Genomic DNA, 25,357 nt, shown 5'->3' on the forward strand with positions numbered 1-25,357 from the left:
CCATGCGCATTACGGAGCCCTTGCCGAACTGGCGTTCGATCTGGGTAAGGGCTGCCTCTAGTGCTTTTTGTCTGTTCTTGTCCATCTGATAAAGCCTGTGAAATAGCGTGAAATTATCCCATAAAAGAGAAGACTCACCTAACCAATTTTATGTTCTGCAACACCTTTTCCAGAGCATAAAGAACGGTCTGTTCACGGATCTCATTGCGGTTGCCATCAAAAACTACTGACTCCCCATGAAACAGATCATCTCTCCCCTGCCAACCAAACCAGACCAACCCCACAGGTTTGTCATCACTACCACCGGTTGGTCCAGCAATGCCACTTACTGCCACGGCAACATCTGCACTACTGCGATCCAGAGCCCCTGTAACCATCTCCTGAACCGTCTCTATACTTACCGCGCCATACTGCTGCAATGTCTGCTCAGACACACCCAACATCTCCATTTTGGACTCATTGGAATAGGTGACAAACCCACGCTCAAACCAGCCACTGCTACCTGCTGGATCAGTCATTACTTTGGAGATCCACCCGGCAGTACATGATTCTGCAGTAACAAGCATCAAACCATGCTTCAACAGCTCTCTCGATAACTCATTTACTACATTTTCAATTTCGTACTGCATTCTGTTTTCCGGTAAACTTTCTCGCTCAATGAACAGCAGTAATCATACCCCGGTAATGCAGCAATTTCTTCGTATCAAGGCGGAGCATCCTGACTCGCTGCTGTTTTACCGTATGGGAGATTTTTACGAACTCTTCTTTGACGATGCCAAACGGGCAGCTGAACTACTTGATATCACACTGACTGCACGTGGCAAATCAGCTGGCGAACCTATCCCGATGGCTGGTGTCCCTTACCATGCTGCCGAGCAGTATCTTGCCCGTCTGGTAAAACTTGGTGAGTCTGTAGCAATCTGTGAACAGGTTGGTGACCCTGCCAAAAGCAAGGGCCCGGTTGAACGCCAGGTGGCTCGAATCATCACTCCAGGCACTCTTACCGATGAGGCGCTGATGGATGACAATGCCGAGAGTTTGTTGGTATCCATTTACGAAGATGATGGGCGCTATGGTGTAGCAATACTTGCACTGGCAGCAGGACGTTTTCAGGTTATGGAGATAAATGGTCTACAGTCCCTGTTTGGAGAGCTAGAGCGGATAAAGCCATCAGAGATCCTGTTTCCTGAAAACTCTCAACTACGCACACAACTTGATGGACGCAGTGGATTACGCCCTCAGCCTGGGTGGAATTTTGATCCTGAAACAGCACAAAGAGAGCTGGCCAAACAGTTTGGAACCAACGATCTATCAGGGTTTGGGTGTAATGATCTAACTATTGGACTAGGTGCTGCGGGGGCACTTTTACAATATGTCCAGCACACACAACGAACCTCACTACCACACCTGAACAGTATTCAACTCCTGCAGCAAGAGAAAAATGTCTCTATTGATGCAGCCAGTTACAAAAACCTGGAGATTCTATCCAATCTTGCAGGTGGCGAGACTCACACCCTTATCGAAACAATGGACCATACCAGCACTGCCATGGGAGGTCGCATGCTGCGGCGCTGGCTGAGTAATCCAATACAGAATAAAACTGTTCTTGAACAACGTCTCTTCTCTGTTGAGTCCATTTTCGAACAACGTCTTCACGATACCTTTCAGCCCATATTGCGTGGTATTGGTGATATGGAGAGAATCCTCTCCCGTATTGCGCTACGAAGTGCCCGCCCCCGTGACCTGGCACGATTAAGGGACTCCCTGACATCACTTCCTGCACTGCAACAGTCCATCAGGGATGATCAACGCGAAGCACTGGGTAGTCTGGCACAACAAATTTCAACTTTTCCGGAAATTGAACAGCTACTTACAAGTGCAATAATCGATAACCCGCCCATGATTATTCGTGATGGTGGAGTTATTGCGACAGGATATGATATCGAACTGGATGAGCTACGCTCTATCCGTAAGAATGCCGGGGAACTACTACAGCAACTGGAGCAGAGGGAGCGAGAGCGTACCGGAATCACCACCCTCAAGGTTGGTTATAACAGTGTTCATGGTTACTACATCGAGATTGGCAAGGCACAGAATGGAGAGATTCCAGTGGAGTATGTGCGCCGCCAGACACTTAAAGCAGCTGAACGTTTTATCACTCCAGAGCTTAAGAGCTTCGAGGATAAAGTGCTATCTGCCAATGAGCGTGCGTTAGGGCGTGAAAAAGCACTCTACGAGGAGCTCATTGAAAAACTTATCGATATCTTGGTGCCGCTACAGCAATGTAGCTTGGGAATTGCTGAACTTGATGTATTGACCAACCTTGCCGAACGTGCGGAGAGGCTGGAGTGGGTACGACCACAACTGGTTGATGAGAGTCAACTTGCAATCAAGGAGGGGCGCCACCCGGTTGTTGAGACTGTTTCCGAAACCCCTTTTATTGCCAATGACCTCTCTCTCGATGACTCCACCAGAATGTTGATAATCACCGGACCCAACATGGGCGGCAAAAGTACCTTTATGCGTCAGAATGCGTTGATTGTCCTGTTGGCACATATTGGCAGCTTTGTCCCGGCTACGGCTGCAACCATAGGTATGGTTGATCGAATCTTCACCAGAATTGGGGCATCTGATGACCTCGCTGGTGGCCGCTCCACCTTTATGGTGGAGATGACAGAGACAGCCAACATCCTCCACAATGCCACTTTCCGCAGCCTGGTGTTAATGGACGAGATTGGTCGTGGCACCAGCACTTATGATGGACTTTCCCTGGCTGGGGCATGTGCAGAACATCTGGTTAAACATCAGGGGTCACTCAGCCTGTTTGCAACCCACTATTTTGAGCTTACGGCAATGGAGAATCAGCTTCCTGCCATAAAAAATGTCCACCTGGATGCAACAGAACATGGTGACGGTATTGTTTTTCTTCATGCTGTACGTCCAGGGCCAGCAAATCAGAGCTATGGGTTACAGGTTGCGAGTTTAGCCGGTATACCACAACAGGTAATTAAGCAGGCACAGGAGAGGTTGATTGAGCTGGAAGAGGAGCAGGGGTCACAAACCACCGTCGCCAGCTCCTCAACCAGACAGCCACAGATGTCTCTGTTTAGTAGATCAGCTGTAGAGGAGCTTGTGAGAGATATGGATCCAGACCAGATGACACCAAAGGATGCGCTGGATGCAATCTATCAACTCAAAAAGAGCCTATAGCCCAAGTTTCTCAATCAGTTTTTTTGCCGGCATATAGCCACTAATAACCTCTCCGTCATCCACTACAATATGTGGCGTCCCCTGCAACCCAAAGCTGGTAGCCAGGCGCATCTGTGACATAACAGGATTTTCACAACTCTTTTTATCCAGCTTCTCGCCAGACTTTGCCGCTGTCAATGCGGCTGCACGATCTTCGGAACACCATACTGTTACTGCCTTCTGGTAAGAGGATGAGTTGAATCCTGCACGAGGATAGAGTAGATACCTAAGCTTGATACCGGCATCCATCAGCTCCTCGCGCTCTTCATGTAGGCGAACACAATAAGGGCAATCAATATCGGTAAAGATGGTCAGTGTGCGCTTGCTCTCTTTAGGGGCATAAACCACCATCTCTGACTCATCCAGTCCATTCAGTATCTCTACTCTGGCTGATGCAATACGCTCATCTGTCAGATTGGTACGACTCTCCAGATCCAGCATCTCACCATCAATCAGATAACGCCCATCAGCAGAGAGGTAGAGAATTGTAGTGCCGTACCGAGCCTCAAAAAGACCTGAGACAGGGGCAGCACGCACCTCACTGGGGGCTGTTCCTGGAATAATCTTCTGCAACCGGTCCGTTACCGCATGGGGAATATCTCCAGCTGCCTCAGCCCATGACAGGGTAAAAGAGATGATCGCAAAAAATGCGGCGGCTATTTTTATATATGTATTGTTTTTCATTATTTATTAACCTCTTGGATGATGTTCTTTATGTATATTCTTCAATCTTTCTCTGGCAACATGCGTATAAATCTGGGTAGTTGATAGATCACTATGACCCAATAATACCTGAACAGAACGGAGATCGGCTCCATGATTCAGCAAGTGTGTAGCAAAAGCGTGCCTTAATGTGTGCGGGGAGAATGGTGTCAAGATACGGGCCTCACGACCATACTTTTTTAGTCTGATCCAAAACGCCTGGCGAGACATCCCCGCCCCCCTGGAGGTTACAAAAAGCGAATCGGAGGTACGTCCCTGCATAAACACTGGTCTGCCTTCATCCAGAAAACGCTCTATCCAGTAAAGCGCCTCCTCTCCCAAAGGGACTAGGCGCTCTTTGTTTCCCTTTCCCATAACACGGGCAACCCCCTGTCTCAGATTGAGCGCATCTATTCTTAGCTGTACCAACTCCGAAACCCTGAATCCCCCACCATACATCAACTCGATCATTGCACGATCCCTCAACCCCAGTGGAGCTGAGACGTCCGGCGTGTCCAGTAGATCCTCAACCTCCTGTTCAGTCAGGGTAGATGGCAGCGCACGACCAATTTTTGGAGAGTCAATCCGCGCCGTCGGGTCATCTCTTCGTACCCCACTATTTAACAGATAGCGGTAAAAACGTCGCAGGGAACTTAATACCCTTGCTACGGTGCGCGCATGACGCCCCTTGCCAGCAAGATATGAGAGATAGCCCAGCAATGATTCTCTATCAGCCTCAACAATATCGTCAACATACTGTTCATCAAGCCAGGTACGGTATTGATTGAGATCACTGCGGTAGGCAGAGATAGTGTTTTGACTCAACCCTTTCTCCATCCATAGAGTATCAAGAAAATCCTCTATCTTCCCCTTTCCCAACTATTCAGCCTCCCAAAACAGAAGAGGGCGGATCATATAATGACCCGCCCTCTTTGCATTCACCCTTTCAACAGGAAAAGGTTACTAAATCTTCTCTTTAATACGTGCAGCCTTACCAGTACGCTCACGCATGTAGTACAACTTGGCTTGGCGAACCACACCACGACGCTTGACAGTGATACTGTCAACCAACGGGCTATAAGTCTGGAACACACGCTCCACGCCCTCACCATACGAGATCTTGCGAACAGTAAACGATGAATTCAATCCACGATTTTTCTTGGCAATACAGAGCCCCTCAAAAGCCTGTAGACGTTCACGATCACCCTCCTTTACCTTAACCTGAACAACAACTGTATCTCCAGGATTAAACTCAGGAATCTCACGACCCATCTGCTCCGCTTCCAACTCTTGAATAATATTACTCATCACTCTAATCCATAACTCTCTGTAAACATAAAAATAACCCTTGATCACGCTAACATGCAAGGGCTTTGAAGCGGGCAATTATACTGTTTTTCCACAGTTTTTCACCCTATTATTACCAAATATTCACAATATATCTGGCCGTCGCTTTTTTGTTCTGAGCTCTGCCTGTTCCCTTCTCCACTCAGCAATAGCCTGATGATTTCCACTCAACAAAACCTCTGGTACCGATCTTCCATCCACCTCCTCCGGACGGCTATAGTGAGGGTGATCCAACAGCGCATCAGAAAATGAATCCTCTGCTGCAGAGTCCGCATGCCCTAACGCTCCAGGCACAAGCCGGATCACAGCATCCATCAGCACCATAGCTGGCAACTCTCCCCCACTAACAACATAATCACCAATTGATATCTCCTCATCCACCTCGGACTCAATCAGCCTCTCATCGATGCCTTCATAACGTCCTGCCAACAGAAGCATGCCATCTTTTTTGCTCAACTCCTCTATCTTGCCCTGAGTAAGCGGTTTTCCTTGTGGTGAGAGATAAATCAGATAAGGAGATATTCCGCTCTCTTTCTGACTATCTCTCGCCTGACAGATAGCCTTTTTCAGTGGCTCATAGAGCATTACCATACCTGGGCCTCCACCATAGGGACGATCATCCACAGTACGGTGCCGATCCTCTGTAAAATCTCTGGGGTTCCAGTGATGGATATCCACCAACCCACGATCAACAGCTCTCTTTGTTATCCCCTGCCCGGTAATAGCACTCAACATCTCGGGAAATAGTGTAATGAGATCAAAACGCACTAGAAATCCAGCCTCCACTCAACCGTGATCCTTTTCTCTTCAAGATCAACCTCGGTAACCCATTGGTTAACAAATGGGATCAATACATCTTTATCTTCACCACTTATCACCATCACATCATTGGCTCCCGTCTCCATCAAATCGGAAACCTCGCCCAACACCCCGTCATCAGAGTTAATCACCTGACATCCAATCAGATCTGACCAGTAGTACTCGTCATCTGTTAATTTTTCCAATGCATCTCGTCTGACCGATATATCAACACCAATCAGCTCCTCTGCTGCTGTTCTATCATTGAAGCCATCCAGGAGCACAACAACACCTTTACCATGACGCTTTCCCTGTTTTACCACAAACTCTCTCTGCTCCCCATTTATGGTTAACAACCACTTGCGGTAACGCAGGATATTCTCTCGAGGAGATGTATAGGAGTATATTTTCACCCATCCACGAACGCCAAAAAGCCCACTAACTCTTCCCAGCAACACCAGGGAATCAGTGGACTTCTTATTCATCGGAAGGATGAGTACCCCGTTCTGCTCGGGTGAGCATCACAGGATGGTTAATCAGGCTGCGGCGGCCTTGCTATTCTCTTTAACAAGACTGGCAACACGATTGGAAAGCTGTGCACCATTGGTAATCCAATGATCTACACGGTCCATATCCATCTCCAGGCGCTTCTCGTTACCGGATGCCACAGGATTAAAGTATCCGAGCTTCTCCAGGAAACGTCCATCACGACTATTTCTCTTGTCAGTTGCAACAATGCGGTAAAAAGGACGTTTTTTTGCACCACCACGTGCAAGACGAATTACTACCATTTTTTCTTTCCAGTTCTCAATATTTAATGGATGAAAAAAACCGACCCCAATCAACCTAATGTGAGTCGGCTCTTAATTAGTCGGGCATTATACTGCATGAAAGCATCGAAGTGAAGATTTTTGAAGCCATTTTAAAATGGCATTTTCCCCCCTGGCATACCCCCTCCGCCAGCCATTCCTCCCATCCCCCGCATCATTCTGGCCATCTTCCCGCCTTTCATTTTTTTCATCATCTTCTGCATCTGCTTGAACTGCTTCAAAAGACGATTAAGATCCTGCACTGTAGTGCCAGAGCCTTGGGTGATTCTTCTCTTTCTTGACCCTTTGATCATGTCTGGGCGACGGCGCTCCTTTGGAGTCATGGAGTTGATCATGGCCTCCATACGTAAAAACTCACTATCATTTACCTGGTTCTTCACTTTATCCGACACATTTGCCATTCCAGGCAACTTATCCATCATCGAGGCAACCCCACCCATCCCCTGCATCTGTTGCAACTGATCTCTGAAATCCTCCAGATTAAAGCCTTTTCCCTTGCGTACCTTTTTGGCTAGCTTGTCGGCCTTCTTTTTGTCTACCTTACGCTCCAGCTCCTCAATAAGGCTTAAGGTATCCCCCATCCCAAGTATTCTGGAGGCGATACGATCAGGATAGAAAGGCTCAAGTGCATCAACCTTCTCACCAACACCAAGAAACTTGATTGGCTTACCAGTTATCTGACGTACAGAAAGTGCCGCGCCACCACGAGCATCACCATCTGCCTTGGTCAAAACAACACCGGTCAACGACAATGCTTCATCAAAGGCCTTGGCTGTATTGGCAGCATCCTGGCCTGTCATGCTATCAACAACAAACAGGGTCTCGACCGGAGTAACTGCAGCATGTAGCTTCCGAATCTCTCCCATCATCTCCTCATCCACATGGAGACGACCGGCGGTATCAATAATCAAGACATCGACAAACTGTTTTCTGGCCTGAGCTAACGCATTTTTTGCGATATCCACCGGTTTTTGATCTGCCGTACTGGGGAAAAATGTTGCTCCAACCTCATCTGCCAACAATCTCAGCTGCTCAATTGCTGCTGGGCGGTAGATATCCGCACTGGCAACCATCACCTTTCTGGATTCACGCTCCTGCAGAAAACGGGACAGTTTTGCCACACTGGTTGTTTTACCAGCACCCTGCAGGCCAGCCATAAGAATGACTGCCGGGGGTTGTGCACGCAGATTAAGCCCCTCGTTGGCATCCCCCATCAATACCACAAGTTCTGATTGAACAATTTTTATCAACGCCTGCCCAGGAGTAAGGCTTGCAGATACCTCCTGCCCTAGAGCACGCCCCTTGACCCGTTCAATAAACGCCTTCACAACAGTAAGCGCGACATCTGCCTCAAGTAGCGCCATACGAACATCACGAAGTGCCTGCCCTATATTATCTTCAGTCAGACGACCCTGGCCCTTCAGAGTCTTGAGAGTTCGGTTAAGGCGATCGGTAAGATTTTCAAACATAGATAAATTATATCTAATTCTACTGACGAAACGGTTTCATTTATGACATCATCAACAAAAAAACCGGGCAGAAGTAATGTAAGGAGTTGATATGGACTTTGTCACCACAGGAATCATCGCAAGTCTACTGTACCTTGTTACAGCAGTTGGGCTGGGACGTATGCTGACTCAGGGAATATCCTGTTTTGACCACCCAAGAAATGGGCTGAAACTGCTAGGGGTTATTGGTTTTTTGTTCCACACAAATGTTCTGTTCCAACTGGTCGTGGCGCAGTGGGTCAACCTGGGGTTCTTCCATGCACTATCAATCACAAGCTGGTTGCTGGTACTTCTGCTTGAAATTACCTGGTTAATTCGCCCTGTAGGAAATCTTGGCATCATTATTTTCCCTATATCAGCCATAACAGTTCTGCTACAGATCACCAATCCTGGTGCAGTGATACACACTGCATCAACCGCGCTCGATACACATATTCTACTCTCCATGCTTGCATACAGCCTGTTGGGTATAGCAGCACTACAGGCGATCCTGCTCGCAGTACAGGAGCATCACCTGCGCAATAAACAGCCAGGCGGATTCATTCGAGCACTACCACCTATGGCTGATGTTGAGCACCTGATGTTTCAGCTGATTCGTGCAGGACTGTTAATGCTTACACTGGCTCTCTTGAGTGCTATTCCTCTGGTAGAGGATATGGTGGCACAACAACGTGCGCATACTGCTCTGCTATCCATCATCTCCTGGATCATATTTGCCGCACTGTTATGGGGAAGAAAACAGCATGGTTGGCGCGGTCGTACTGCTGTGCGCTGGACTATTAGCGGATTTGTAATCCTCTTTCTTGCCTACTTTGGTAGCCGCTTTGTTGTCGAAATACTGATAGGTATCCCCTCCAGCGGATGAATGAAGTCTCCACAGAGATTCTTTCCGGAATTCTCTTCCTATTGATTCTTATATCCGCTTTCTTTTCTGGTTCAGAAACCAGTATGATGGCAATAAACCGATACCGCCTGCGCCACCTTTCTCGAATCGGGCATCGTGGTGCACGTTCAGCATCTCAACTTCTGGATCGCCCTGAGCGGTTGATTGGATTGATCCTGCTTGGCAATAATTTTGTAAATATTCTCGCATCCTCCATAGCCACAATAATCGGTATGCGTATATTTGGTGATGCCGGAATAGCCATTGCTACCGGCATCCTCACTTTCGTTATTCTTATTTTTGCCGAGGTTACTCCAAAGACCATTGCTGCCCTTTCACCAGAACGTTTTGCCTATCCCGCATCATTCATACTTACACCACTGCTGCGTATTCTTTACCCTCTTGTCAGGCTGATAAACATAATCACCAATATTGTGTTACGTATGGTTGGAATAAAGCTCAACTCATCCCAAACTGATCACCTCTCCAGAGAGGAGTTGCGTACTGTTGTAAAAGAGGCTGGAGGGTTGATTCCAAAAAAACATCAATCCATGCTCACCAGTATCCTTGATCTTGAGGAGGTCACGGTAGAGGACATAATGGTCCCCCGCAACGAGATTATTGGAATAAATATCGAGGATACGTGGAGCGAGATTCTTACCCAGCTATCCCTTACCCAGCACACACGTCTTCCCGTGTTTAGTGACAACAGCGAACACCTGTTGGGAATTCTCCATATGCGTAATGCTATTCACCTAAGCTCCTCCGAGAAAGAGGGAAAAAGTGAACTCATCAAGGCACTGCATACACCACTCTTTATACCAGAGGGGACAACACTTAACATCCAGCTTCTTCAGTTCCAGAAGTTCAAAAAAAGAATGGGGTTGGTCGTTGATGAATATGGTGACATCCAGGGGCTGGTAACCCTTGAGGATCTGCTTGAAGAGATTGTCGGGGAGTTCACCACAGATGTATCCGATACAATCTCCGAGATAAACCCGCAGGAAGATGGATCATATCTGGTTGAAGGCAGTGCCAACCTGAGAGAGTTGGAGAAAAAAATGGGGTGGGATCTGCCTCTGGATGGTCCAAAAACAGTTAACGGACTTATCCTGGAACATCTGGAGGATATACCGGAAGCCGGCACCAGCATGATGATAAATGGATACCCGGTAGAGGTTACCAATGCATCAGAGAATATTGTTCGTCGGGTACGTATTTTCCCTCTGTTAAGAAAAAACCTTATAGACTAGCCAACACCTCTGACAGTCTGCCAACCGCCATAACTTCCAACCCTTTAATGGGGGTTCTTGGGCTATTGGCTTGCGGTACTATCGCTCTGGTAAAACCATGCTTGGCTGCCTCTTTAAGCCTCTCCTCTCCTCCCGGCACAGGACGCACTTCACCAACCAGGCCAACCTCGCCAAAGACAATTGTCCCCTCCGGTAACGGCCTGTTCTGCAGGCTGGATATAATCGACAGCACAACAGCAAGATCTGCTGCCGGCTCGGTGACTCTTACTCCGCCAACAACATTTACAAATACATCCTGATCATAGCTGACAACTCCACCATGTCTGTGCAGTACAGCCAGTAACATTGCCAGACGATTATGCTCAAGACCGATAGAGACCCTTCTGGGGTTGGATAGGTGGCTCTCATCTACCAGCGCCTGCAACTCAACCAACAGGGGGCGCGTCCCCTCCATAGTGACCAGTGTCACCGTACCCGCGACCGGAGAGTCATGACGAGAGAGAAAAATGGCAGAGGGGTTTGAAACCTCCTTCAGCCCGGTCTCTGTCATTGCAAAGACCCCCAGTTCATTTACCGCACCAAAACGGTTTTTAATAGCCCTGATCACCCGGTAACGACTTCCACTCTCCCCCTCGAAATAGAGAACAGTATCGACCATATGCTCCAGTACTCGTGGGCCTGCCAGGCTACCATCTTTGGTTACATGACCCACAAGAAATATGGATGTCCCTGTCTGTTTGGCATAACGTACCAGCCTCGCTGTACTCTCTCTCACCTGTGCCACTGATCCTGGTGCAGACGTCAGATCTTCAGTATAGATTGTCTGAATTGAGTCGATGACCAGTACCTTTGGATGGAGCGACTGGGATACCTCTATAATCTGTTCAGCCTGTGTCTCAGTCAGCAGGTCGAGCTTTGATGGATCCACCCCCAAGCGTTGCGCCCGCATGGATATCTGTCTGGCTGACTCCTCTCCCGTCACATAGAGAACCGGTATCTCCGTAGCCAGTTTCGCCATAATCTGCAGCAACAGGGTAGACTTTCCAATCCCTGGGTCACCTCCAATCAGCACTACAGATCCATGAACCATGCCCCCACCAAGCACCCTGTCCATCTCGGTGATTCCTGTTGAGCTCAAAGCATCAGTTGCAGTTTCAACCTCAGACAGATTAACTATCTTTGCACGCTCTCCAGCATATCCGGCAAAACGTCCTCCGCTCTCCTTACCGGATGAGGAAACCGCCATCTCGGTCAGGCAGTTCCACCCCTTGCAGGTAGCACACTGCCCTGCCCACTTGGGAGAGACATCACCACACTCTGTACAGACAAATTCAACTTTGCTCTTTACCACAGACTATCCCTCCTCTCGTCTGACCCTTGAGGTTAACTGACAAAGCAACTCATAAGAGATGGTGTCTGCCTTATCTGCAATCTCCTCTATCGGCAATCCATCTCCCCACAATATTGCCCGATCACCAACCATCGCATCTGGCACCTCTGTCAGATCTACAGTTATCATATCCATGGATACTCTACCCACAAGAGGGACCCTCTGATCCCTGATCAACACTGGAGTACCCGTGGGCAGAGAACGGGGATAGCCATGACCATAGCCAATGGCAACCACCCCAATACTCATATCTTCCGGCGCACACCAGGTGGAGCCATAACCAACACAATCTCCCCTCTGCAACTTTTTGACAGCAATCAGCGGGGCCTTTAGTGTCATGACCGGCTTCAGACCAATAGAGTCTGCACTCTGTTGAGAAAATGGCGAGCCTCCATACAACATGATTCCCGGACGCACAAAGTCATAATGGGTGCTGTTGTCAGAGAGCAGGGCTGCAGAATTTGCCATGCTACGCCTGATATCAAGCTGTTGGCCTGATGTCTCGAACAACTCTTGTTGCTGCTGATTCATCTTATGATCTGGCTTATCGGCATTGGCAAAATGGGAGATCAGAACCAATTGATCAACACATGAACTCTCTTCCATAAGTGGTAACAACTGATCCACCCGCTGCGGATAAAACCCAAGACGGTGCATTCCGCTATCCACCTTTAACCACACCACCAATGAGCGCTTCAGGTGTGTGGATTTCAGCAGACTCCACTGCTCTTTCGAATGCACTACCGTCTGCAAATCAAGCTGAGAGGCAGCATGCAGCTCCTCCTCCCCTTCAAAACCCTCAAGCAACAGGATAGGCTTCTGAACTCCGGCACTCCTCAGCTGAACCGCCTCATCCAGGCACCCAACAGCAAACATGTCTGCCTGATATAGAGCATGAGCAACCGTTAACAATCCATGTCCATATCCATTAGCCTTGATTACAGCAACAACCTGGGTCTGGTCTGAAACTCTATCTCTTGCCTGTTGCAGATTATGTCGAAGCGCCTCCAGATTAATGGTGGCGGTAACCTGACGACTCATTCGTGTGCGCCGGGATGGCTGGCCATGTAGGTAGGGGCAAGATTGTCGAAACGGGTATATTCCCCATGGAATGCAACTTTCACTGTGCCAATAGATCCATGACGCTGTTTGCCCAGAATAATCTCTGCAGTCCCTCGATCCGGACTCTCCTCGTTGTATACCTCATCACGGTATATAAAGACGATAATATCTGCGTCCTGCTCGATAGAACCAGATTCACGAAGATCAGACATTACCGGACGACGGTTGGGACGTGACTCCAGTGAACGATTGAGCTGTGACAGCGCAATCACCGGGATATTCATCTCCTTTGCCATCGCCTTGAGAGAGCGGGATATTTCTGCAATCTCGGTTGCCCTGTTTTCCGAAGACGCCTTGCCAGAGCCCTGCATCAACTGCAGGTAGTCAATCACTACCAGATCAAGGCCATGGTTGCTGCGAGCAATTCTACGCACCCTGGAGCGCAACTCTGTAGATGTGAGAGCCGGAGTATCATCAATAAAAATATTGCTGTCTTTCAGTTGATCAACAGCCTTTATCACATACTGCCAGTCATCATCATCCAGTTGTCCGGTACGAATCTTGTTTGCATTTACTCGTCCCAAAGAAGAGATAAGCCTGGTAGCCAACTGCTCACCGGACATCTCCATACTGAAAACTGCTACCGATGCCCCCCCTTTTACTGCAGCATTTTCTGCAATATTCATTGCAAACGAGGTCTTACCCATTGCGGGGCGCCCTGCCACAATAATAAGATCAGATTTCTGCAGACCTGTTGTAATTCGATCAAAGTCAGAGAAGCCTGTAGCAATACCGGTAACCGCACCGCTCTTTGAGTTGTAAAGCTTGTCGATACGATCAACTGCACGTGTAAGCAGGGTCTGCATATCCTCAAACCCTTTCTGATTGCGACTCCCCTGTTCTGCAATCTGGAATATTGACTGCTCGGCCTGATCCAGAATTTCTGAGACCTTGCGTCCGTCAGTATTGAATGCAGACTCCGCAATCTTGTTGGATGCTGTGACCAAACGGCGCAGAATCGAACGCTCTCTTACTATATCTGCATAGTGACGAATATTTGCTGCACTTGGGGTATTTTTTGCCAGTGTCCCAAGATATGCCAATCCACCTGCATTCTCAGCCTCATTCCTGCTCTCCAGCCACTCTGTCAATGTAATGACATCAAATGGCTTGTTGTCCTCTGCAAGACTGGAAATAGAGCGGAAGATCAGACGATGATCCTTGCGATAAAAATCCTCCTCCACCACTCTGTCAGAGACAATATCCCAGCTATTGTTATCCAGCATCAATCCGCCAAGCACAGATTGCTCAGACTCAATATGTTGCGGGGGAACAGTTAGTGATGAAGAATCAGACATGGCTGGTTAGGATAATCCAGAACTGAAAACAATTCGACCATTAAACGGACAAAATATGAATACCAGACAAAAAAATAGCCCTCACACAAACGTGCAAGGGCTATCTTGATTCAATAGCCGCACAACAACGTGCAACCTGTTGAAGACAAAGAATTACTCTTCAGCAACAATAACCACGACTACATCACAGCTAACATCTGTATGCAGCTGAATTGTAACCTCATGATCACCCAGCTCACGCAGTGGGCCGTCAGGGAGACGAACTTCGCTCTTCAACACCTCAACTCCAGCATCGGTGATGGCTTTTGAAATCTCGGCTCCAGTTACAGAGCCAAATAGCTTTCCTTCCTCACCAGCCTGATGAGCAATCTCCAATTTAACCGTAGCAATCTGGTCAGCACGAGCCTGTGCCGCAGCCAGTGTCTCGGCAGCAAGACTCTCCAGCTCTGCACGACGCTCTTCAAACTCTTTCAGGTTTTCCGGGGTTGCCGACTTTGCCTTCCCTTGAGGGAGAAGAAAATTACGAGCATATCCAGGTTTGACTGAGACCTTGTCCCCGAGATCACCCAGGTTAGCCACTTTTTCAAGCAGGATCACATCCATTTAAGTTTCCTTTTTATATCTACAGACTCTCTTTGAAAATGGCAGAGAATCACGCCATAAAATAAAATTTTCAACAGCCACCTACTACGCTGCAAACTGTTTACGATAATTAACCCATGTATCGGTTACACCAACCATCGTCACAACAAATCCCAGCGGGGTAAACAGTGTTAACAGATAGAGTGCTGTAATCCACCCCTTCCGTTTTGTCCTCATCTCCAGCAATGCATGAGCTACTGCAAGCCCTTGCACCATAAATAGGGTCATCCAGATCTGCATAAGATCCGGCACAATACTTGGAACTGCATCACCCATCAACATCCCGGGCAACATTACTGCCAACCCAAGAAGCACAGAATTCTTTCCCAGCTGTAGCGCCAGAAACTCCTGCTTCAAACCACCAGGATTGTATAGCATCGCCTGCCAACCACGCGCAATCAACAGCATTGCAGTCAATCCCAGGAAAAATCCAGCAGCCAAAACTCCCGTCAATACCTCTGCCAGCTGTGGTTTTAAAAGTATCTCGACATCAGGGGCAACGGCTCTCTCCCCAGTGGCCTCAAAAAGATTCTGTACTGTCTCCTGCCACCATATCGCAGGATTTCCATCCACAAACATATAAAATAGAAACAGAACAACCACCCCAAACAGAGCCGCAATCTGAAAAACAATCTTCAGAGAATTGGTGCCCTTCAAAACAGCAGCCAGAACCCAGACAGGCAACCAGAACAGCGCCAATACACCAACTGTCACTGCATTATCGCCATTCAGGCTATTTACAGCCATGGCCAGGACTAAACCTCCAGCCAGCGTCAACAGACCTTCGACTGCTCCTTGACGCAGGGTTACCAGACCAACTACTGCCCCGGTAAGATATCCAATTGGTGGCAACAATAGAGTTACAAAAGCCAGCATTGCAATCGTCCCCATCGCATGGAGACGACTACGCAGTACAAATTCAGCAAGTGCTCGCATAGCTTAAATGCGTTTACCCTAACAGTGATTATTCAGGTTGCCCCTGTACGTATTCAAGACAAGGCCAAAAACGTCAATTTACAAGTGCACCCAAGGGCATCAAGATAAATGATCATTTTTTAACACTGTCATGGAGGCGTACAGTGGGTTACCTGTATGATCAGCGGTCGTGGGCGTCCGAGTATGGTAACAACGCCAAAAAACGGGCGCGCTTAATCTCTGTTGCCAGCTGACGCTGATAACGTGACTTTGTTCCAGTAATTCTTGATGGGATGATAGCTCCGGTCTCGGAGATAAAGTCCTTCAAAAGTTCAACATCCTTATAGTCGATTGCTGGTGCATCTTTCATGCTGAATCGACAAAATTTTCTTCTACGAAAATAGCGTGCCATTTTTAATCTCGCTTATAAATATTTATGGTTAATCAGAACGACTAGGCCTCAGTGGCCTCAGTCTCTGCTGGTGCGTCGGCCTCTGAAGATTTCTCTGCTGTAGCAGCAGGAGCATCTGTAGATGCTGCTCTATCATCACGGCGTTCTCTGCGTGAATCATCCCTATCCTTGCGGCTGGACTCCTTCTCTTTCGCAGTCATCATTGCAGATTGACCCTCAGGAACACCCTTCATGGAAAGCACCTGGCTACGGATCACAGCATCATTGAACTTGAATAGCCCGGATAGTTCGTTCAATGCAGCAATTGTGCACTCGACGTTCATCAGCACGTAGTGGGCCTTGTGAATCTTGTTGATAGAGTATGCCAACTGACGGCGTCCCCAATCCTCAAGACGATGGATCTTGCCACCATCACCCTCAATTACAGAGCGATAGCGTTCTACCATCGTCTCCACCTGATCACTCTGGTCTGGGTGGACCATAAATACGATTTCGTAATGTTTCATTTTTCAATGTCCCCTTATGGATAAAAAAGCCTGATATGAGATCGTTGACTCATATGCAAGCAAGGAGGAATCACCAAAAGCATGGCTCCTGACGATTCGGAGCGCGCATTATACTGATACAACGGATGATAATCAACGTGATAACATGCGTTGGCGCACCGCCTCAAAAAGGGCAACTCCAGAGGCAACAGAGACATTCAGGCTGCTTACCTCACCAGCCATCGGTATCTTTACCAGTTGACTACAATTCTCTTTGGTTAGACGCCTCATGCCTCCCCCCTCAGCACCCATAACCAGCACCAACGGGCCACCAAGATCAGCCTCATACAGAGAATCGGTAGCCTCACCTGTAGCTCCAACAATCCACAATCCTCTATCTGCCAGACTCTTCAATAGGCGAGAGAGATTTGTAACCATCACAAAAGGGAGAGATTCTACTGCACCAGATGCAACCTTGCGTACAACCGGGGTAATACCAACCGAGCGATCCTTGGGAACTACAACAGCATGAACTCCTGCAGCTTCGGCACTTCTCAGACATGCGCCCAGATTGTGAGGGTCGGTCACCCCATCAAGCATTAACAGAAATGGCGGCTCTGAGAGATTATCCAGCATCTCCTCCAACCAATTATCGTCATATATTTTCTGCTCTGTTTTTACTGCAACCTCAACCACCACACCCTGATGTACACCACCCTGAGCCAGTCTGTCCATCTCTCTTTTTGAAACTTTGCGTACAGATATTCCCTGACGTTTTGCCTGCTGCACCAGATCTTGAAGACGCCTGTCATGACGCCTCTCGTCCACCAACAACTGGTCACCCTTCCGCGCCTGCCCTGACTTTAGCCAACCACGAACTGCATGGATACCGAAGATCTGCTCCATTATTAAGTAACCTCTGAAAAAGATTAATGGGATGGGGGTTTGGGGGAATGGCTCTACAGGTGTTATTGTAACATACTGAACCATAACCCTTCCCTCATAGGATAACTTGTGAGGGAGATCTGATTGGGTCACGAAGTGACTTAATCAGAGGTTCCTTAATGCCTTTCTGATGAACCCTTTGATGTACGTCTGGGTCTGCGCTTGACCGATTTTTTCTTTACGACCTTTCTCCCTCTGTTATCTCTTTTGGCACTTTTCTTCTTCGATACTTTTTTCTTTGAGGCTTTTCTGGCTGGACTCTTTCTCTCCTGCTTGCCTCTTTTACCCTTTTCCTTGTTGCTCTTTCTAGAGTTAGCACGTCGACCTTTCGTCTTTTTTGTGCTGCTACTCTTTTCCAGATGGAGAAAATCAATCTTGCGCTCATCCAGATCAACACGTGCAACCTGCACCCTGATGGTATCTCCCAAACGGAACTGACGACCGCCCTGTTCTCCAGTTAACTGATGACGTACCGGATCAAAATGGTAGTAATCATTCTGCAATGCAGTAATGTGAACAAGACCATCAACAAAAATATCATCCAGGGTAACAAATAGACCAAAACCGGTAACTCCACTTACAACCCCGCTGAACTCCTCGCCAACATGGTCCATCATGTATTCACACTTGAGCCAATCAGTAGCGTCACGTGTTGCGTCATCAGCACGTCGCTCGGTTGTTGAACACTGCTCTCCCAACCTGACCATATCTTCCTTGTCATATCTGAAACTGCCAGCACCCTTCTTCATGGCAGATCTGATCATCCCTGTACCCAGCAGATGTCCAATGGCTCTATGCACCAACAGATCAGGATAGCGTCTGATAGGAGATGTGAAATGTGCATAGTTCTCATGCGCCAGGCCAAAGTGGCCAACACTCTCGGGAGAGTAGACTGCACGACTAAGGCTTCTCAGTAGAACTGTCTGAATCAGATTGAACTCTGGGCGGTTACGTGCCAAGTCCAGCACCCGGGCATAATCTCCGGGTTGTGGACGGTCACCGCCAGCCAGGGTCAGTCCAAACTCTCGTAGAAACAGACGGACCTCATCCAGTCTCTCGGATCCTGGTTGCTCATGAACACGATAAAGAGCCGGAATCTTGTTGCGCTTCAGATAACGTGCTGCACATACATTGGCAGCAATCATGAACTCCTCAATCATCTTGTGTGCATCATTACGAATGGTAGGCACAATACGGTCGATCTTCTTGCCCTCACCAAACTTTATCTGCGTCTCCACTGTATCAAAATCGATAGCACCACGAATCGTACGTGCATCTCTCAGTACGTGGTACAGAGCATGTAACTCCTGCAGTTCTGGCAGATATTTTTTATAGACTGGTGGCAACGAATCAACTTTTCCATCCAGGGCGTCTCCCACCTGGTTATAGATCATTCGTGCTGCCGAACGCATTACACCCTGGTGAAAACGTGAACTTGTTACCTTGCCTGACTCGTTAATCTGCATCTCGCAGACCATACAGAGACGATCAACATCCGGGTTAAGTGAGCAGAGCCCATTTGATAGCGACTCTGGCAACATCGGAACCACATGACCAGGAAAATAGACTGAATTGCCTCTAACAATAGCCTCCCGATCAAGCGCACTCTCTGGCTCCACATAATGGGATACATCGGCAATGGCAACCAACAGACGCCACCCTTTTGGGGTGCGACTGCAGTAGACAGCATCATCAAAATCACGAGCATCCTCGCCATCAATGGTGACCAAAGGGGTGTTGCGAAAATCCTTTCTTCCCTTCTTTGCCTTCTCCGGAACCTCAGCCGCAATTGATGCAGCCTGTCGCTCTACTGCATCGGGCCATAGATGAGGAATCTCGAATGCTCGAATCGCAATATCAATCTCCATGCCGGGAGCCATATGGTCACCCAGAACCTCGGCCACCCTGCCAATGGGGCCACTACGCCTTGATGGTTGCTCAATCAGCTCGACCAGAACAATCTGGTCACTCTTTGCTCCAGCCTGCTGTTCAGAAGGGATCAGAATATCGTGAGTGATATGCTTGTTACTTGGCACTACCGTTCCGACACCACGCTCAAGAAAGAAGCGCCCAACCACCTGCCGGGTTCCACGTTCCAGTATTTCGGTAACCTGGCCTTCACGTTTTCCGCGTCTGTTTACTCCAACTATGGATACCAGCAGGCGATCACCATGCATAACCGAACGCATCTGTTTGGCATGCAGAAATACATCCTCGCCGCCCTCATCAGGGATAAGAAAACCGAAACCATCCGGATGTCCCTGTACCCGTCCACGTACCAGATCCATACGCTCAACCAGACCGTATCCACCACGCCTGTTCTTTGCAATCTGCCCATCTCGTGACATCGCAATCAGACGGCGACGCAACCCCTCCTGACGCTCTTCATCCTCATAGCCAAACTGATCAATCAGCTGCTTCAATGATTGAGGTGCATGATTCTGCTTTAGTACCTCTATTATCTCCTGCCTTTCAGCTACAGGAACCGTATAAAAATTTTTATTCTCTTCTTTCAATGATTCTTTACCTTGATAATTGACACCAGCCCGATGGGCCGGTAAAGTGCGCGCTCATTCACACCCTGCCTGGGTGGCGGAATTGGTAGACGCGCTAGCTTCAGGTGCTAGTGGGGGCAACCCCGTGGAGGTTCAAGTCCTCTCCCAGGCACCATATTTTTCTCCATTTATATTCAATGTGCGGTATCTTACGCCCATGATACGTATACTGTTAACACTTTTTACTATTCTCTCACTGACCGGATGCAGTGATAATCCACCACCAAAACTTGCTCCCGAGCTTGAGGGGACACTGGTCAGCTCCGCAGCACCGGTGGCCATGGAAAATCTGCAAGGGCAACAGATCTACCTATATTTCTTCCCCATGGGTTGCGAAGAGTGCTGGGTAACCATTGAGAAGATGGACAAACTCCGAGACCAGCTCAATCTGATTGGTATCGTCATGTACGAAGAGATTGATAATTACTGGTACGATGTTTACGAGCTAAGTCGACGACACTTCATTAATCTGCTGCCACTTTATGCCGACCATGATGAAAATATAGCCTATGACTACAATGTTGAGCAATTTCCAGCATGGATAACCGTCAACAAGAGTGGAGACATTAGCAAATCTGCCTCAACACCCCCATCGGAGGTGTTGGAACATATGGAAAAACTATAGATCAGGAGAATGGGTGGTTAAGGACAATTGTCTCTTCACGATCAGGGCCAGTTGAGATGATATCAATCGGAACGCCACACAACTCCTCCAGACGACTCAGATATGCCTTTGCACTATCTGGAAGGGCATCATAGTCACGCACCCCAAGTGTTGACTCACTCCAGCCAGACATCTCTTCATATACCGGCTCACACGCCTCAAATGCATCAGCCCCAATCGGTGGTGACTTTCTGATCTCGCCATCCATACGATAGCTTGTACAAATCTTCAGTGTCTCAAGTCCATCCAGCACATCCAGCTTGGTAATGCAGAGACCAGTAAAACTGTTAATCTGTACTGCTCTGCGCAGAGCAACTGCATCAAACCAGCCACAACGCCTGGCTCGACCGGTAGTTGCACCAAACTCGTGCCCCTTCTCTGCCATATGCTTGCCGTTATTGTCACAGTAATCCTCTCCATCATAAAGCTCTGTTGGGAATGGACCTGAACCGACTCTGGTTGTGTAGGCCTTGGTAATACCAAGAATATAATCCATATAACGTGGACCAACACCAGTTCCTGCCGATGCTCCACCAGCAGTTACAGTTGACGAAGTTACGTAAGGGTAGGTTCCATGGTCAATATCAAGCAGTGTTCCCTGCGCCCCCTCAAACAGTATCCCCTTGTCTTGCTCCTTAAGGTCAAACAGCTCCTCAGTTACATCTGTAGCCATTGGACGCAACTCATCAGCCATAGCCAGAGAGCTCTCCAAAACCTCATCATAATCCACAGGGTCAGCCTTGAAATAGTTCACCAGAGCATGGTTGTGATACTCCATCACCTCGCGCAGACGCTCTCTAAAGCGCTGTTCATCAAGCAGGTCACCAAGACGAATACCGCGACGAGACACCTTATCCTCGTAGGCTGGGCCAATACCACGGCCAGTAGTGCCGATAGCCTTCTTGCCTCGGGCCACCTCTCGAGCCTGATCCAGCGCAATATGATAAGGAAGAATCAGCGGACATGCTTCACTTATGCGCAGACGTTCTCTTGCTGGAATTCCACTCTCCTCCAGCATGCGGATCTCACTCAACAGTGCATCCGGAGCCAGCACCACACCATTGCCAATAAAACAGGTTACGTTATCGCGCAAAACTCCAGAAGGGATAAGATGAAGTACAGTGGTGTCGCCATCAATCACCAGGGTATGTCCTGCATTGTGACCCCCCTGAAACCGGACCACGGCCGAAGCACGATCTGTCAAAAGGTCGACGACCTTTCCTTTTCCTTCGTCACCCCATTGAGATCCGATAATTACTACATTCTTTGCCATCTTATATTTTCTCTAACTGTTTTATAGATCACATCACTCTATTTGGTTGGCTCTACGGTCCAGCCACCATCATTCAACACCAACTGACGATCACATCCCATATCACCAGCGGTCTCATTCTGTCCGGGTAGCTCGACAATTACCCGCTCACCAGAGCGTCTTAAATTATCTATCTCGACAGAAAGCGCACCATCCTCACTGTGCGGTGCAAAAATTGCTGGGAGAGGATAATTCCGATCACCACCTGATGCAACGAGATTCTTGATGTCTGCACTAAAACCGGTTGCCGGACGAGCTCGCCCAAAAACCGCACCAACATTGTCATAGCGTCCACCCTGAGCAACAGCCTCACCTTTTCCTGGGGCATAGGCTGCAAATACAACTCCAGTGTGATAATCGTAACCACGCAGTTCTGCCAGATCAAAATGCATTTCAACATTCCACTGCTGTCTGGAGGCAGTCTCTGCAATAAGCTCCAGGGTACTGATTGCCTGGTGAGCAGATGGATCAAGCAATGTTTTTGCCTCTTCCAACACCTCAACTCCACCATTAAGATCTTTCAGTGCCAGTAGCTGAGACCTTAGCCCCTCATCCTTCACGCCACCAACAACAGCTTCAACCTCAACAGATGCCTTGCGCTGCAATGCATCAAACAGCATAAACTCATCCTGCGCCGACAAATCTGCCCGCTCAACCAGACTGCGGTAGATTCCAACATGGCCAAGATCCAGCACCAGTGACTCTTGTCCCGCAAGGTCAAGCATCTCCAGCATCAGACGAATCACCTCCAGGTCACTCTCAATTCCTGTATGGCCATAAAGTTCTGCCCCTACCTGAATAGGGCTTCTGGTTGCGCCTGAAATCTCGGGACGAGTATGTAGCACAGACCCCAGATAACAGAGACGGACCGGCCCTTCACGATTCAAGCGGTGGGCATCAATACGTGCAACCTGTGGGGTCATGTCCGCACGAACCCCCATCATTCTGCCGGTCAATTGGTCGGTAAGTTTGAATGTCTGTAGATCAAGATCATTTCCAGTTCCCGTCAACAGAGACTCCAGATACTCGATCAGAGGAGGAATTACAGTCTCATAGCCCCAGCCATGAAAAAGATCAAGTACCTTGCGACGCAGCGACTCAATCTCCACTACCTCAGCTGGTAGCAGCTCTTCAATACCGTCAGGCAATCTCCAATTTTCCAACGACTGCATCAATCTTCCTCTCTATGCGTTCACACCACTCTGACAAGATAAAGCAGCCCTGCGCCAGCCACCATACTAATCAATCCCATCTTTCTCAACTGACCACTCTCCATGCCGGCAAGCCGTCCCATGGTATCCCTCCAGCCATCAGGGTTCAGTGCTGGCAACAACCCCTCAATCACCAGCACAAGGGCCAAAGCGGCCAACAGATCAGACCAGACCATTATTGGCTACTTGGTCACCTTGCCGTTAAAATACTGGAAGAACTCACTATCCGGTTCAAGAACCAGCAGATCACCCTGACTGCTGAAAGTTTTCTCGTACGCCCCTAAACTACGATAGAAGGCGTAGAACTCTGGATCCTTGTTATAGGCAGTGGCATAAATTTCCGTTGCCTTGGCATCTCCCTCACCTCGCATCTTCTCTGCCTTCTGGTTGGCCTCGGCAATAATCACCGTGCGCTGCCGATCAGCCTCTGCACGAATTCGCTCGGCAGCCTCTGAACCTTCGGAACGGAACTCCTTGGCAATTCGATCACGCTCTGCCTCCATGCGTCTGAATACAGAGTTGCTCACCTCCTGTGGCAGGTCAACACGCTTGATTCTGACATCAACCACCTCAATCCCGAAGGCTTTGGCCTGAATCCCAGCACTTGCAGTAATGGCTGCCATGATCTCGTCACGCTCACCACTGATAACCTCCTGAACTGAACGTTTACCAAACTCCCCACGCAGACCATCCTTGACTACCTGGGAGAGGCGCTGGTTTGCAACCCAGAAATCACCGCCAACTGACTTGAAAAAGGTCTCAACATCCACAATGCGCCATTTCACGAATGAGTCAACCTGCACGTTCTTCTTCTCGGCCGTGAGATAACGTTCTGGATCTGCATCCAGGGTCTGAATACGTTTATCAAACTTGCGTATATTATTGACGATAGGGATCTGAAAATGGATGCCCGGCTTGTAATCCGTCTCTGCAATTTCGCCCAGTCTGAATTTGATGACCAACTCACGCTCATCAACTATAAATGCTGACATCGAAAAAGTAATCAGTGCGACAACCACTACTCCTAAAACTATCTTGATTCCATTCATGATTATCGTCCTCTACTACGCTGGTCAGGGCGTGAAGGTGAGCCGCCACTATCACGGGTTGTGCGAACCTTGTTTACCACAGATCCTGCCGGGGATGAGGTTCGTGTCGTAGTGCCACGTTGCACCATCTTGTCCAGTGGCAGATACAGCAGACTATTACCACTATCCACATCGATCATCACCTTGCTGGAGCGAGATAGAACAGTCTCCATTGAGTCTATATAGAGCCTTTTGCGTGTTACCTCAGGAGCCTTCTCATATTCGGCAAGAACCTGATTAAAACGAGAAGCCTCACCATCCGCCCTCACTATGACCTGTTCACGATAGGCCTCTGCCTCAGCCACAATTCGTGCTGATGCACCACGTGCCCTGGGAATAATGTCATTACTGTATGCCTCAGATTCATTGATCAGACGCTGTTTATCCTCACGTGCCTTGACCACATCTGCAAATGATCCCTGTACCTGGTCGGGTGGCTGAGCATCCTGCATATTCACGGTGGTGACATCCAGACCGGTATTATAACGATCGGTAATAATCTGAATCAGATCACGTGCGCGAGAGGCGATATCTGCTCGTCCTTCGGTCAAGACATAATCCATATTGCTCTTGCCGATAACATCACGCACAGCACTCTCTGTGGCCTGGCGCAGGGTCAGGTCAGGATTTAGAACACTGAACAGGTAGTTCTTGGCATCCTTTACCCGGTACTGGACTGCGAACTTGATATCGATAATATTCTCATCCTTGGTCAGCATCAGAGATTCACGTGGAACCGAACCGACTG

The 25,357-nt window shown here is 48.5% G+C and carries 26 protein-coding genes and 1 tRNA gene; 5 read left to right on the plus strand and 22 right to left on the minus strand.

What is annotated here, in order from left to right:
• Positions 1–134: 134 nt before the first annotated feature.
• Positions 135–629 carry a CinA family protein gene (locus tag AC3ZFK_RS05165; RefSeq protein ID WP_487506835.1) on the minus strand — a complete coding sequence of 165 codons (495 nt, stop codon included), beginning with the start codon at positions 627–629 and terminating at the stop codon, positions 135–137.
• Between the two features lie 28 nt (positions 630–657).
• On the opposite strand from AC3ZFK_RS05165, the gene mutS reads away from it, so the two are divergent.
• Positions 658–3,210, plus strand: a complete 2,553-nt coding sequence (mutS, locus tag AC3ZFK_RS05170) for a DNA mismatch repair protein MutS (protein ID WP_487506834.1) — start codon at positions 658–660, stop codon at positions 3,208–3,210.
• Here mutS and AC3ZFK_RS05175 read toward each other — a convergent pair.
• The 7 genes from AC3ZFK_RS05175 to ffh form a co-directional block, all read right to left on the minus strand.
• A complete protein-coding gene (locus tag AC3ZFK_RS05175) occupies positions 3,205–3,933 on the minus strand; it encodes a DsbC family protein (RefSeq protein WP_487506833.1) in 729 nt (242 codons plus the stop codon). The two genes, mutS and AC3ZFK_RS05175, sit on opposite strands and share 6 nt — an antisense overlap.
• Before the next feature lie 6 nt (positions 3,934–3,939).
• Positions 3,940–4,830: a site-specific tyrosine recombinase XerD gene (xerD, locus tag AC3ZFK_RS05180; protein WP_487506832.1), complete on the minus strand. Its 891-nt coding sequence runs from the start codon at positions 4,828–4,830 to the stop codon at positions 3,940–3,942.
• An 84-nt stretch (positions 4,831–4,914) separates the two neighbouring features.
• Positions 4,915–5,259 carry a 50S ribosomal protein L19 gene (rplS, locus tag AC3ZFK_RS05185; RefSeq protein WP_487506831.1) on the minus strand — a complete coding sequence of 115 codons (345 nt, stop codon included), beginning with the start codon at positions 5,257–5,259 and terminating at the stop codon, positions 4,915–4,917.
• 123 nt (positions 5,260–5,382) lie between these two features.
• Entirely contained in the window at positions 5,383–6,066 is a 684-nt protein-coding gene (trmD, locus tag AC3ZFK_RS05190; RefSeq protein ID WP_487506837.1) for a tRNA (guanosine(37)-N1)-methyltransferase TrmD, read from the minus strand.
• Positions 6,066–6,581, minus strand: coding sequence for a ribosome maturation factor RimM (rimM, locus tag AC3ZFK_RS05195; protein WP_487506830.1), 516 nt, complete (start codon positions 6,579–6,581; stop codon positions 6,066–6,068). The genes trmD and rimM overlap by 1 nt, the downstream gene beginning before the upstream one ends.
• Before the next feature lie 51 nt (positions 6,582–6,632).
• Positions 6,633–6,887, minus strand: a complete 255-nt coding sequence (gene rpsP / locus AC3ZFK_RS05200; protein WP_487506829.1) for a 30S ribosomal protein S16 — start codon at positions 6,885–6,887, stop codon at positions 6,633–6,635.
• Between the two features lie 131 nt (positions 6,888–7,018).
• Complete coding sequence (gene ffh / locus AC3ZFK_RS05205; RefSeq protein WP_489433741.1) at positions 7,019–8,395, minus strand: signal recognition particle protein; 1,377 nt, start codon at positions 8,393–8,395, stop codon at positions 7,019–7,021.
• Positions 8,396–8,486: 91 nt separating this feature from the next.
• Between ffh and AC3ZFK_RS05210 the strand changes: the two genes are divergently transcribed.
• Positions 8,487–9,299, plus strand: a complete 813-nt coding sequence (locus tag AC3ZFK_RS05210) for a cytochrome C assembly family protein (RefSeq protein ID WP_487506827.1) — start codon at positions 8,487–8,489, stop codon at positions 9,297–9,299.
• A complete protein-coding gene (locus tag AC3ZFK_RS05215) occupies positions 9,296–10,570 on the plus strand; it encodes an HlyC/CorC family transporter (protein ID WP_487506826.1) in 1,275 nt (424 codons plus the stop codon). Before AC3ZFK_RS05210 ends, AC3ZFK_RS05215 begins: the two co-directional genes overlap by 4 nt.
• Here the strand turns inward: AC3ZFK_RS05215 and radA are convergent.
• The 9 genes from radA to rnr form a co-directional block, all read right to left on the minus strand.
• Complete coding sequence (gene radA, locus AC3ZFK_RS05220; protein WP_487506825.1) at positions 10,560–11,921, minus strand: DNA repair protein RadA; 1,362 nt, start codon at positions 11,919–11,921, stop codon at positions 10,560–10,562. The genes AC3ZFK_RS05215 and radA overlap by 11 nt on opposite strands.
• 3 nt (positions 11,922–11,924) lie before the next feature.
• Positions 11,925–13,001 carry an alanine racemase gene (alr, locus tag AC3ZFK_RS05225; protein WP_487506824.1) on the minus strand — a complete coding sequence of 359 codons (1,077 nt, stop codon included), beginning with the start codon at positions 12,999–13,001 and terminating at the stop codon, positions 11,925–11,927.
• Entirely contained in the window at positions 12,998–14,380 is a 1,383-nt protein-coding gene (gene dnaB, locus AC3ZFK_RS05230) for a replicative DNA helicase (protein WP_487506823.1), read from the minus strand. Before dnaB ends, alr begins: the two co-directional genes overlap by 4 nt.
• Positions 14,381–14,533: 153 nt before the next feature.
• Positions 14,534–14,983: a 50S ribosomal protein L9 gene (rplI, locus tag AC3ZFK_RS05235; RefSeq protein WP_487506822.1), complete on the minus strand. Its 450-nt coding sequence runs from the start codon at positions 14,981–14,983 to the stop codon at positions 14,534–14,536.
• Positions 14,984–15,067: 84 nt separating this feature from the next.
• Entirely contained in the window at positions 15,068–15,958 is an 891-nt protein-coding gene (locus tag AC3ZFK_RS05240) for a YybS family protein (protein WP_487506821.1), read from the minus strand.
• Between the two features lie 160 nt (positions 15,959–16,118).
• Positions 16,119–16,349 carry a 30S ribosomal protein S18 gene (rpsR, locus tag AC3ZFK_RS05245; RefSeq protein ID WP_487506820.1) on the minus strand — a complete coding sequence of 77 codons (231 nt, stop codon included), beginning with the start codon at positions 16,347–16,349 and terminating at the stop codon, positions 16,119–16,121.
• Between the two features lie 41 nt (positions 16,350–16,390).
• Positions 16,391–16,855 carry a 30S ribosomal protein S6 gene (gene rpsF / locus AC3ZFK_RS05250; protein ID WP_487506819.1) on the minus strand — a complete coding sequence of 155 codons (465 nt, stop codon included), beginning with the start codon at positions 16,853–16,855 and terminating at the stop codon, positions 16,391–16,393.
• Between the two features lie 132 nt (positions 16,856–16,987).
• A complete protein-coding gene (gene rlmB, locus AC3ZFK_RS05255) occupies positions 16,988–17,740 on the minus strand; it encodes a 23S rRNA (guanosine(2251)-2'-O)-methyltransferase RlmB (RefSeq protein ID WP_487506818.1) in 753 nt (250 codons plus the stop codon).
• 155 nt (positions 17,741–17,895) lie between these two features.
• A complete protein-coding gene (gene rnr / locus AC3ZFK_RS05260; protein WP_487506817.1) occupies positions 17,896–20,295 on the minus strand; it encodes a ribonuclease R in 2,400 nt (799 codons plus the stop codon).
• Between the two features lie 67 nt (positions 20,296–20,362).
• Here rnr and AC3ZFK_RS05265 point away from each other — a divergent pair.
• Together AC3ZFK_RS05265 and AC3ZFK_RS05270 are read left to right on the plus strand one after the other, a co-directional pair.
• Positions 20,363–20,449: transfer RNA gene (locus AC3ZFK_RS05265), tRNA-Leu, on the plus strand.
• Positions 20,450–20,491: 42 nt separating this feature from the next.
• Positions 20,492–20,959, plus strand: coding sequence for a hypothetical protein (locus AC3ZFK_RS05270; RefSeq protein ID WP_487506816.1), 468 nt, complete (start codon positions 20,492–20,494; stop codon positions 20,957–20,959).
• 1 nt (position 20,960) lies between these two features.
• Here AC3ZFK_RS05270 and AC3ZFK_RS05275 read toward each other — a convergent pair whose 3' ends face one another.
• The 5 genes from AC3ZFK_RS05275 to hflK all read right to left on the minus strand — a co-directional run.
• Positions 20,961–22,271 (minus strand): adenylosuccinate synthase, encoded by a 1,311-nt coding sequence (locus AC3ZFK_RS05275; protein WP_487506815.1) that lies wholly within the window; start codon positions 22,269–22,271, stop codon positions 20,961–20,963.
• Positions 22,272–22,309: 38 nt separating this feature from the next.
• Entirely contained in the window at positions 22,310–23,482 is a 1,173-nt protein-coding gene (locus AC3ZFK_RS05280) for an ATP phosphoribosyltransferase regulatory subunit (RefSeq protein ID WP_489433742.1), read from the minus strand.
• 20 nt (positions 23,483–23,502) lie between these two features.
• Positions 23,503–23,697: a DUF2065 domain-containing protein gene (locus AC3ZFK_RS05285; RefSeq protein WP_487506813.1), complete on the minus strand. Its 195-nt coding sequence runs from the start codon at positions 23,695–23,697 to the stop codon at positions 23,503–23,505.
• Between the two features lie 6 nt (positions 23,698–23,703).
• On the minus strand, positions 23,704–24,570 hold the full coding sequence (hflC, locus tag AC3ZFK_RS05290; RefSeq protein ID WP_487506812.1) for a protease modulator HflC: 867 nt from the start codon (positions 24,568–24,570) through the stop codon (positions 23,704–23,706).
• Positions 24,571–24,572: 2 nt separating this feature from the next.
• The coding region (gene hflK / locus AC3ZFK_RS05295; RefSeq protein WP_489433743.1) for an FtsH protease activity modulator HflK at positions 24,573–25,357 on the minus strand (785 nt) is incomplete at its 5' end.

The organism is Candidatus Thiopontia autotrophica (assembly GCF_982804495.1).

Excerpts from the sequence above, each read along its gene's own strand:
- AC3ZFK_RS05165 (WP_487506835.1), bottom strand. The coding sequence starts at position 629 with ATGCAGTACGAAATTGAAAATGTAGTAAATGAGTTATCGAGAGAGCTG.
- mutS (WP_487506834.1), top strand. The coding sequence starts at position 658 with ATGAACAGCAGTAATCATACCCCGGTAATGCAGCAATTTCTTCGTATC.
- AC3ZFK_RS05175 (WP_487506833.1), bottom strand. The coding sequence starts at position 3,933 with ATGAAAAACAATACATATATAAAAATAGCCGCCGCATTTTTTGCGATC.
- rplS (WP_487506831.1), bottom strand. The coding sequence starts at position 5,259 with ATGAGTAATATTATTCAAGAGTTGGAAGCGGAGCAGATGGGTCGTGAG.
- rimM (WP_487506830.1), bottom strand. The coding sequence starts at position 6,581 with ATGAATAAGAAGTCCACTGATTCCCTGGTGTTGCTGGGAAGAGTTAGT.
- rpsP (WP_487506829.1), bottom strand. The coding sequence starts at position 6,887 with ATGGTAGTAATTCGTCTTGCACGTGGTGGTGCAAAAAAACGTCCTTTT.
- ffh (WP_489433741.1), bottom strand. The coding sequence starts at position 8,395 with ATGTTTGAAAATCTTACCGATCGCCTTAACCGAACTCTCAAGACTCTG.
- AC3ZFK_RS05210 (WP_487506827.1), top strand. The coding sequence starts at position 8,487 with ATGGACTTTGTCACCACAGGAATCATCGCAAGTCTACTGTACCTTGTT.
- AC3ZFK_RS05215 (WP_487506826.1), top strand. The coding sequence starts at position 9,296 with ATGAATGAAGTCTCCACAGAGATTCTTTCCGGAATTCTCTTCCTATTG.
- alr (WP_487506824.1), bottom strand. The coding sequence starts at position 13,001 with ATGAGTCGTCAGGTTACCGCCACCATTAATCTGGAGGCGCTTCGACAT.
- dnaB (WP_487506823.1), bottom strand. The coding sequence starts at position 14,380 with ATGTCTGATTCTTCATCACTAACTGTTCCCCCGCAACATATTGAGTCT.
- rplI (WP_487506822.1), bottom strand. The coding sequence starts at position 14,983 with ATGGATGTGATCCTGCTTGAAAAAGTGGCTAACCTGGGTGATCTCGGG.
- AC3ZFK_RS05240 (WP_487506821.1), bottom strand. The coding sequence starts at position 15,958 with ATGCGAGCACTTGCTGAATTTGTACTGCGTAGTCGTCTCCATGCGATG.
- rpsR (WP_487506820.1), bottom strand. The coding sequence starts at position 16,349 with ATGGCACGCTATTTTCGTAGAAGAAAATTTTGTCGATTCAGCATGAAA.
- rpsF (WP_487506819.1), bottom strand. The coding sequence starts at position 16,855 with ATGAAACATTACGAAATCGTATTTATGGTCCACCCAGACCAGAGTGAT.
- rlmB (WP_487506818.1), bottom strand. The coding sequence starts at position 17,740 with ATGGAGCAGATCTTCGGTATCCATGCAGTTCGTGGTTGGCTAAAGTCA.
- AC3ZFK_RS05270 (WP_487506816.1), top strand. The coding sequence starts at position 20,492 with ATGATACGTATACTGTTAACACTTTTTACTATTCTCTCACTGACCGGA.
- AC3ZFK_RS05275 (WP_487506815.1), bottom strand. The coding sequence starts at position 22,271 with ATGGCAAAGAATGTAGTAATTATCGGATCTCAATGGGGTGACGAAGGA.
- AC3ZFK_RS05280 (WP_489433742.1), bottom strand. The coding sequence starts at position 23,482 with ATGCAGTCGTTGGAAAATTGGAGATTGCCTGACGGTATTGAAGAGCTG.
- AC3ZFK_RS05285 (WP_487506813.1), bottom strand. The coding sequence starts at position 23,697 with ATGGTCTGGTCTGATCTGTTGGCCGCTTTGGCCCTTGTGCTGGTGATT.
- hflC (WP_487506812.1), bottom strand. The coding sequence starts at position 24,570 with ATGAATGGAATCAAGATAGTTTTAGGAGTAGTGGTTGTCGCACTGATT.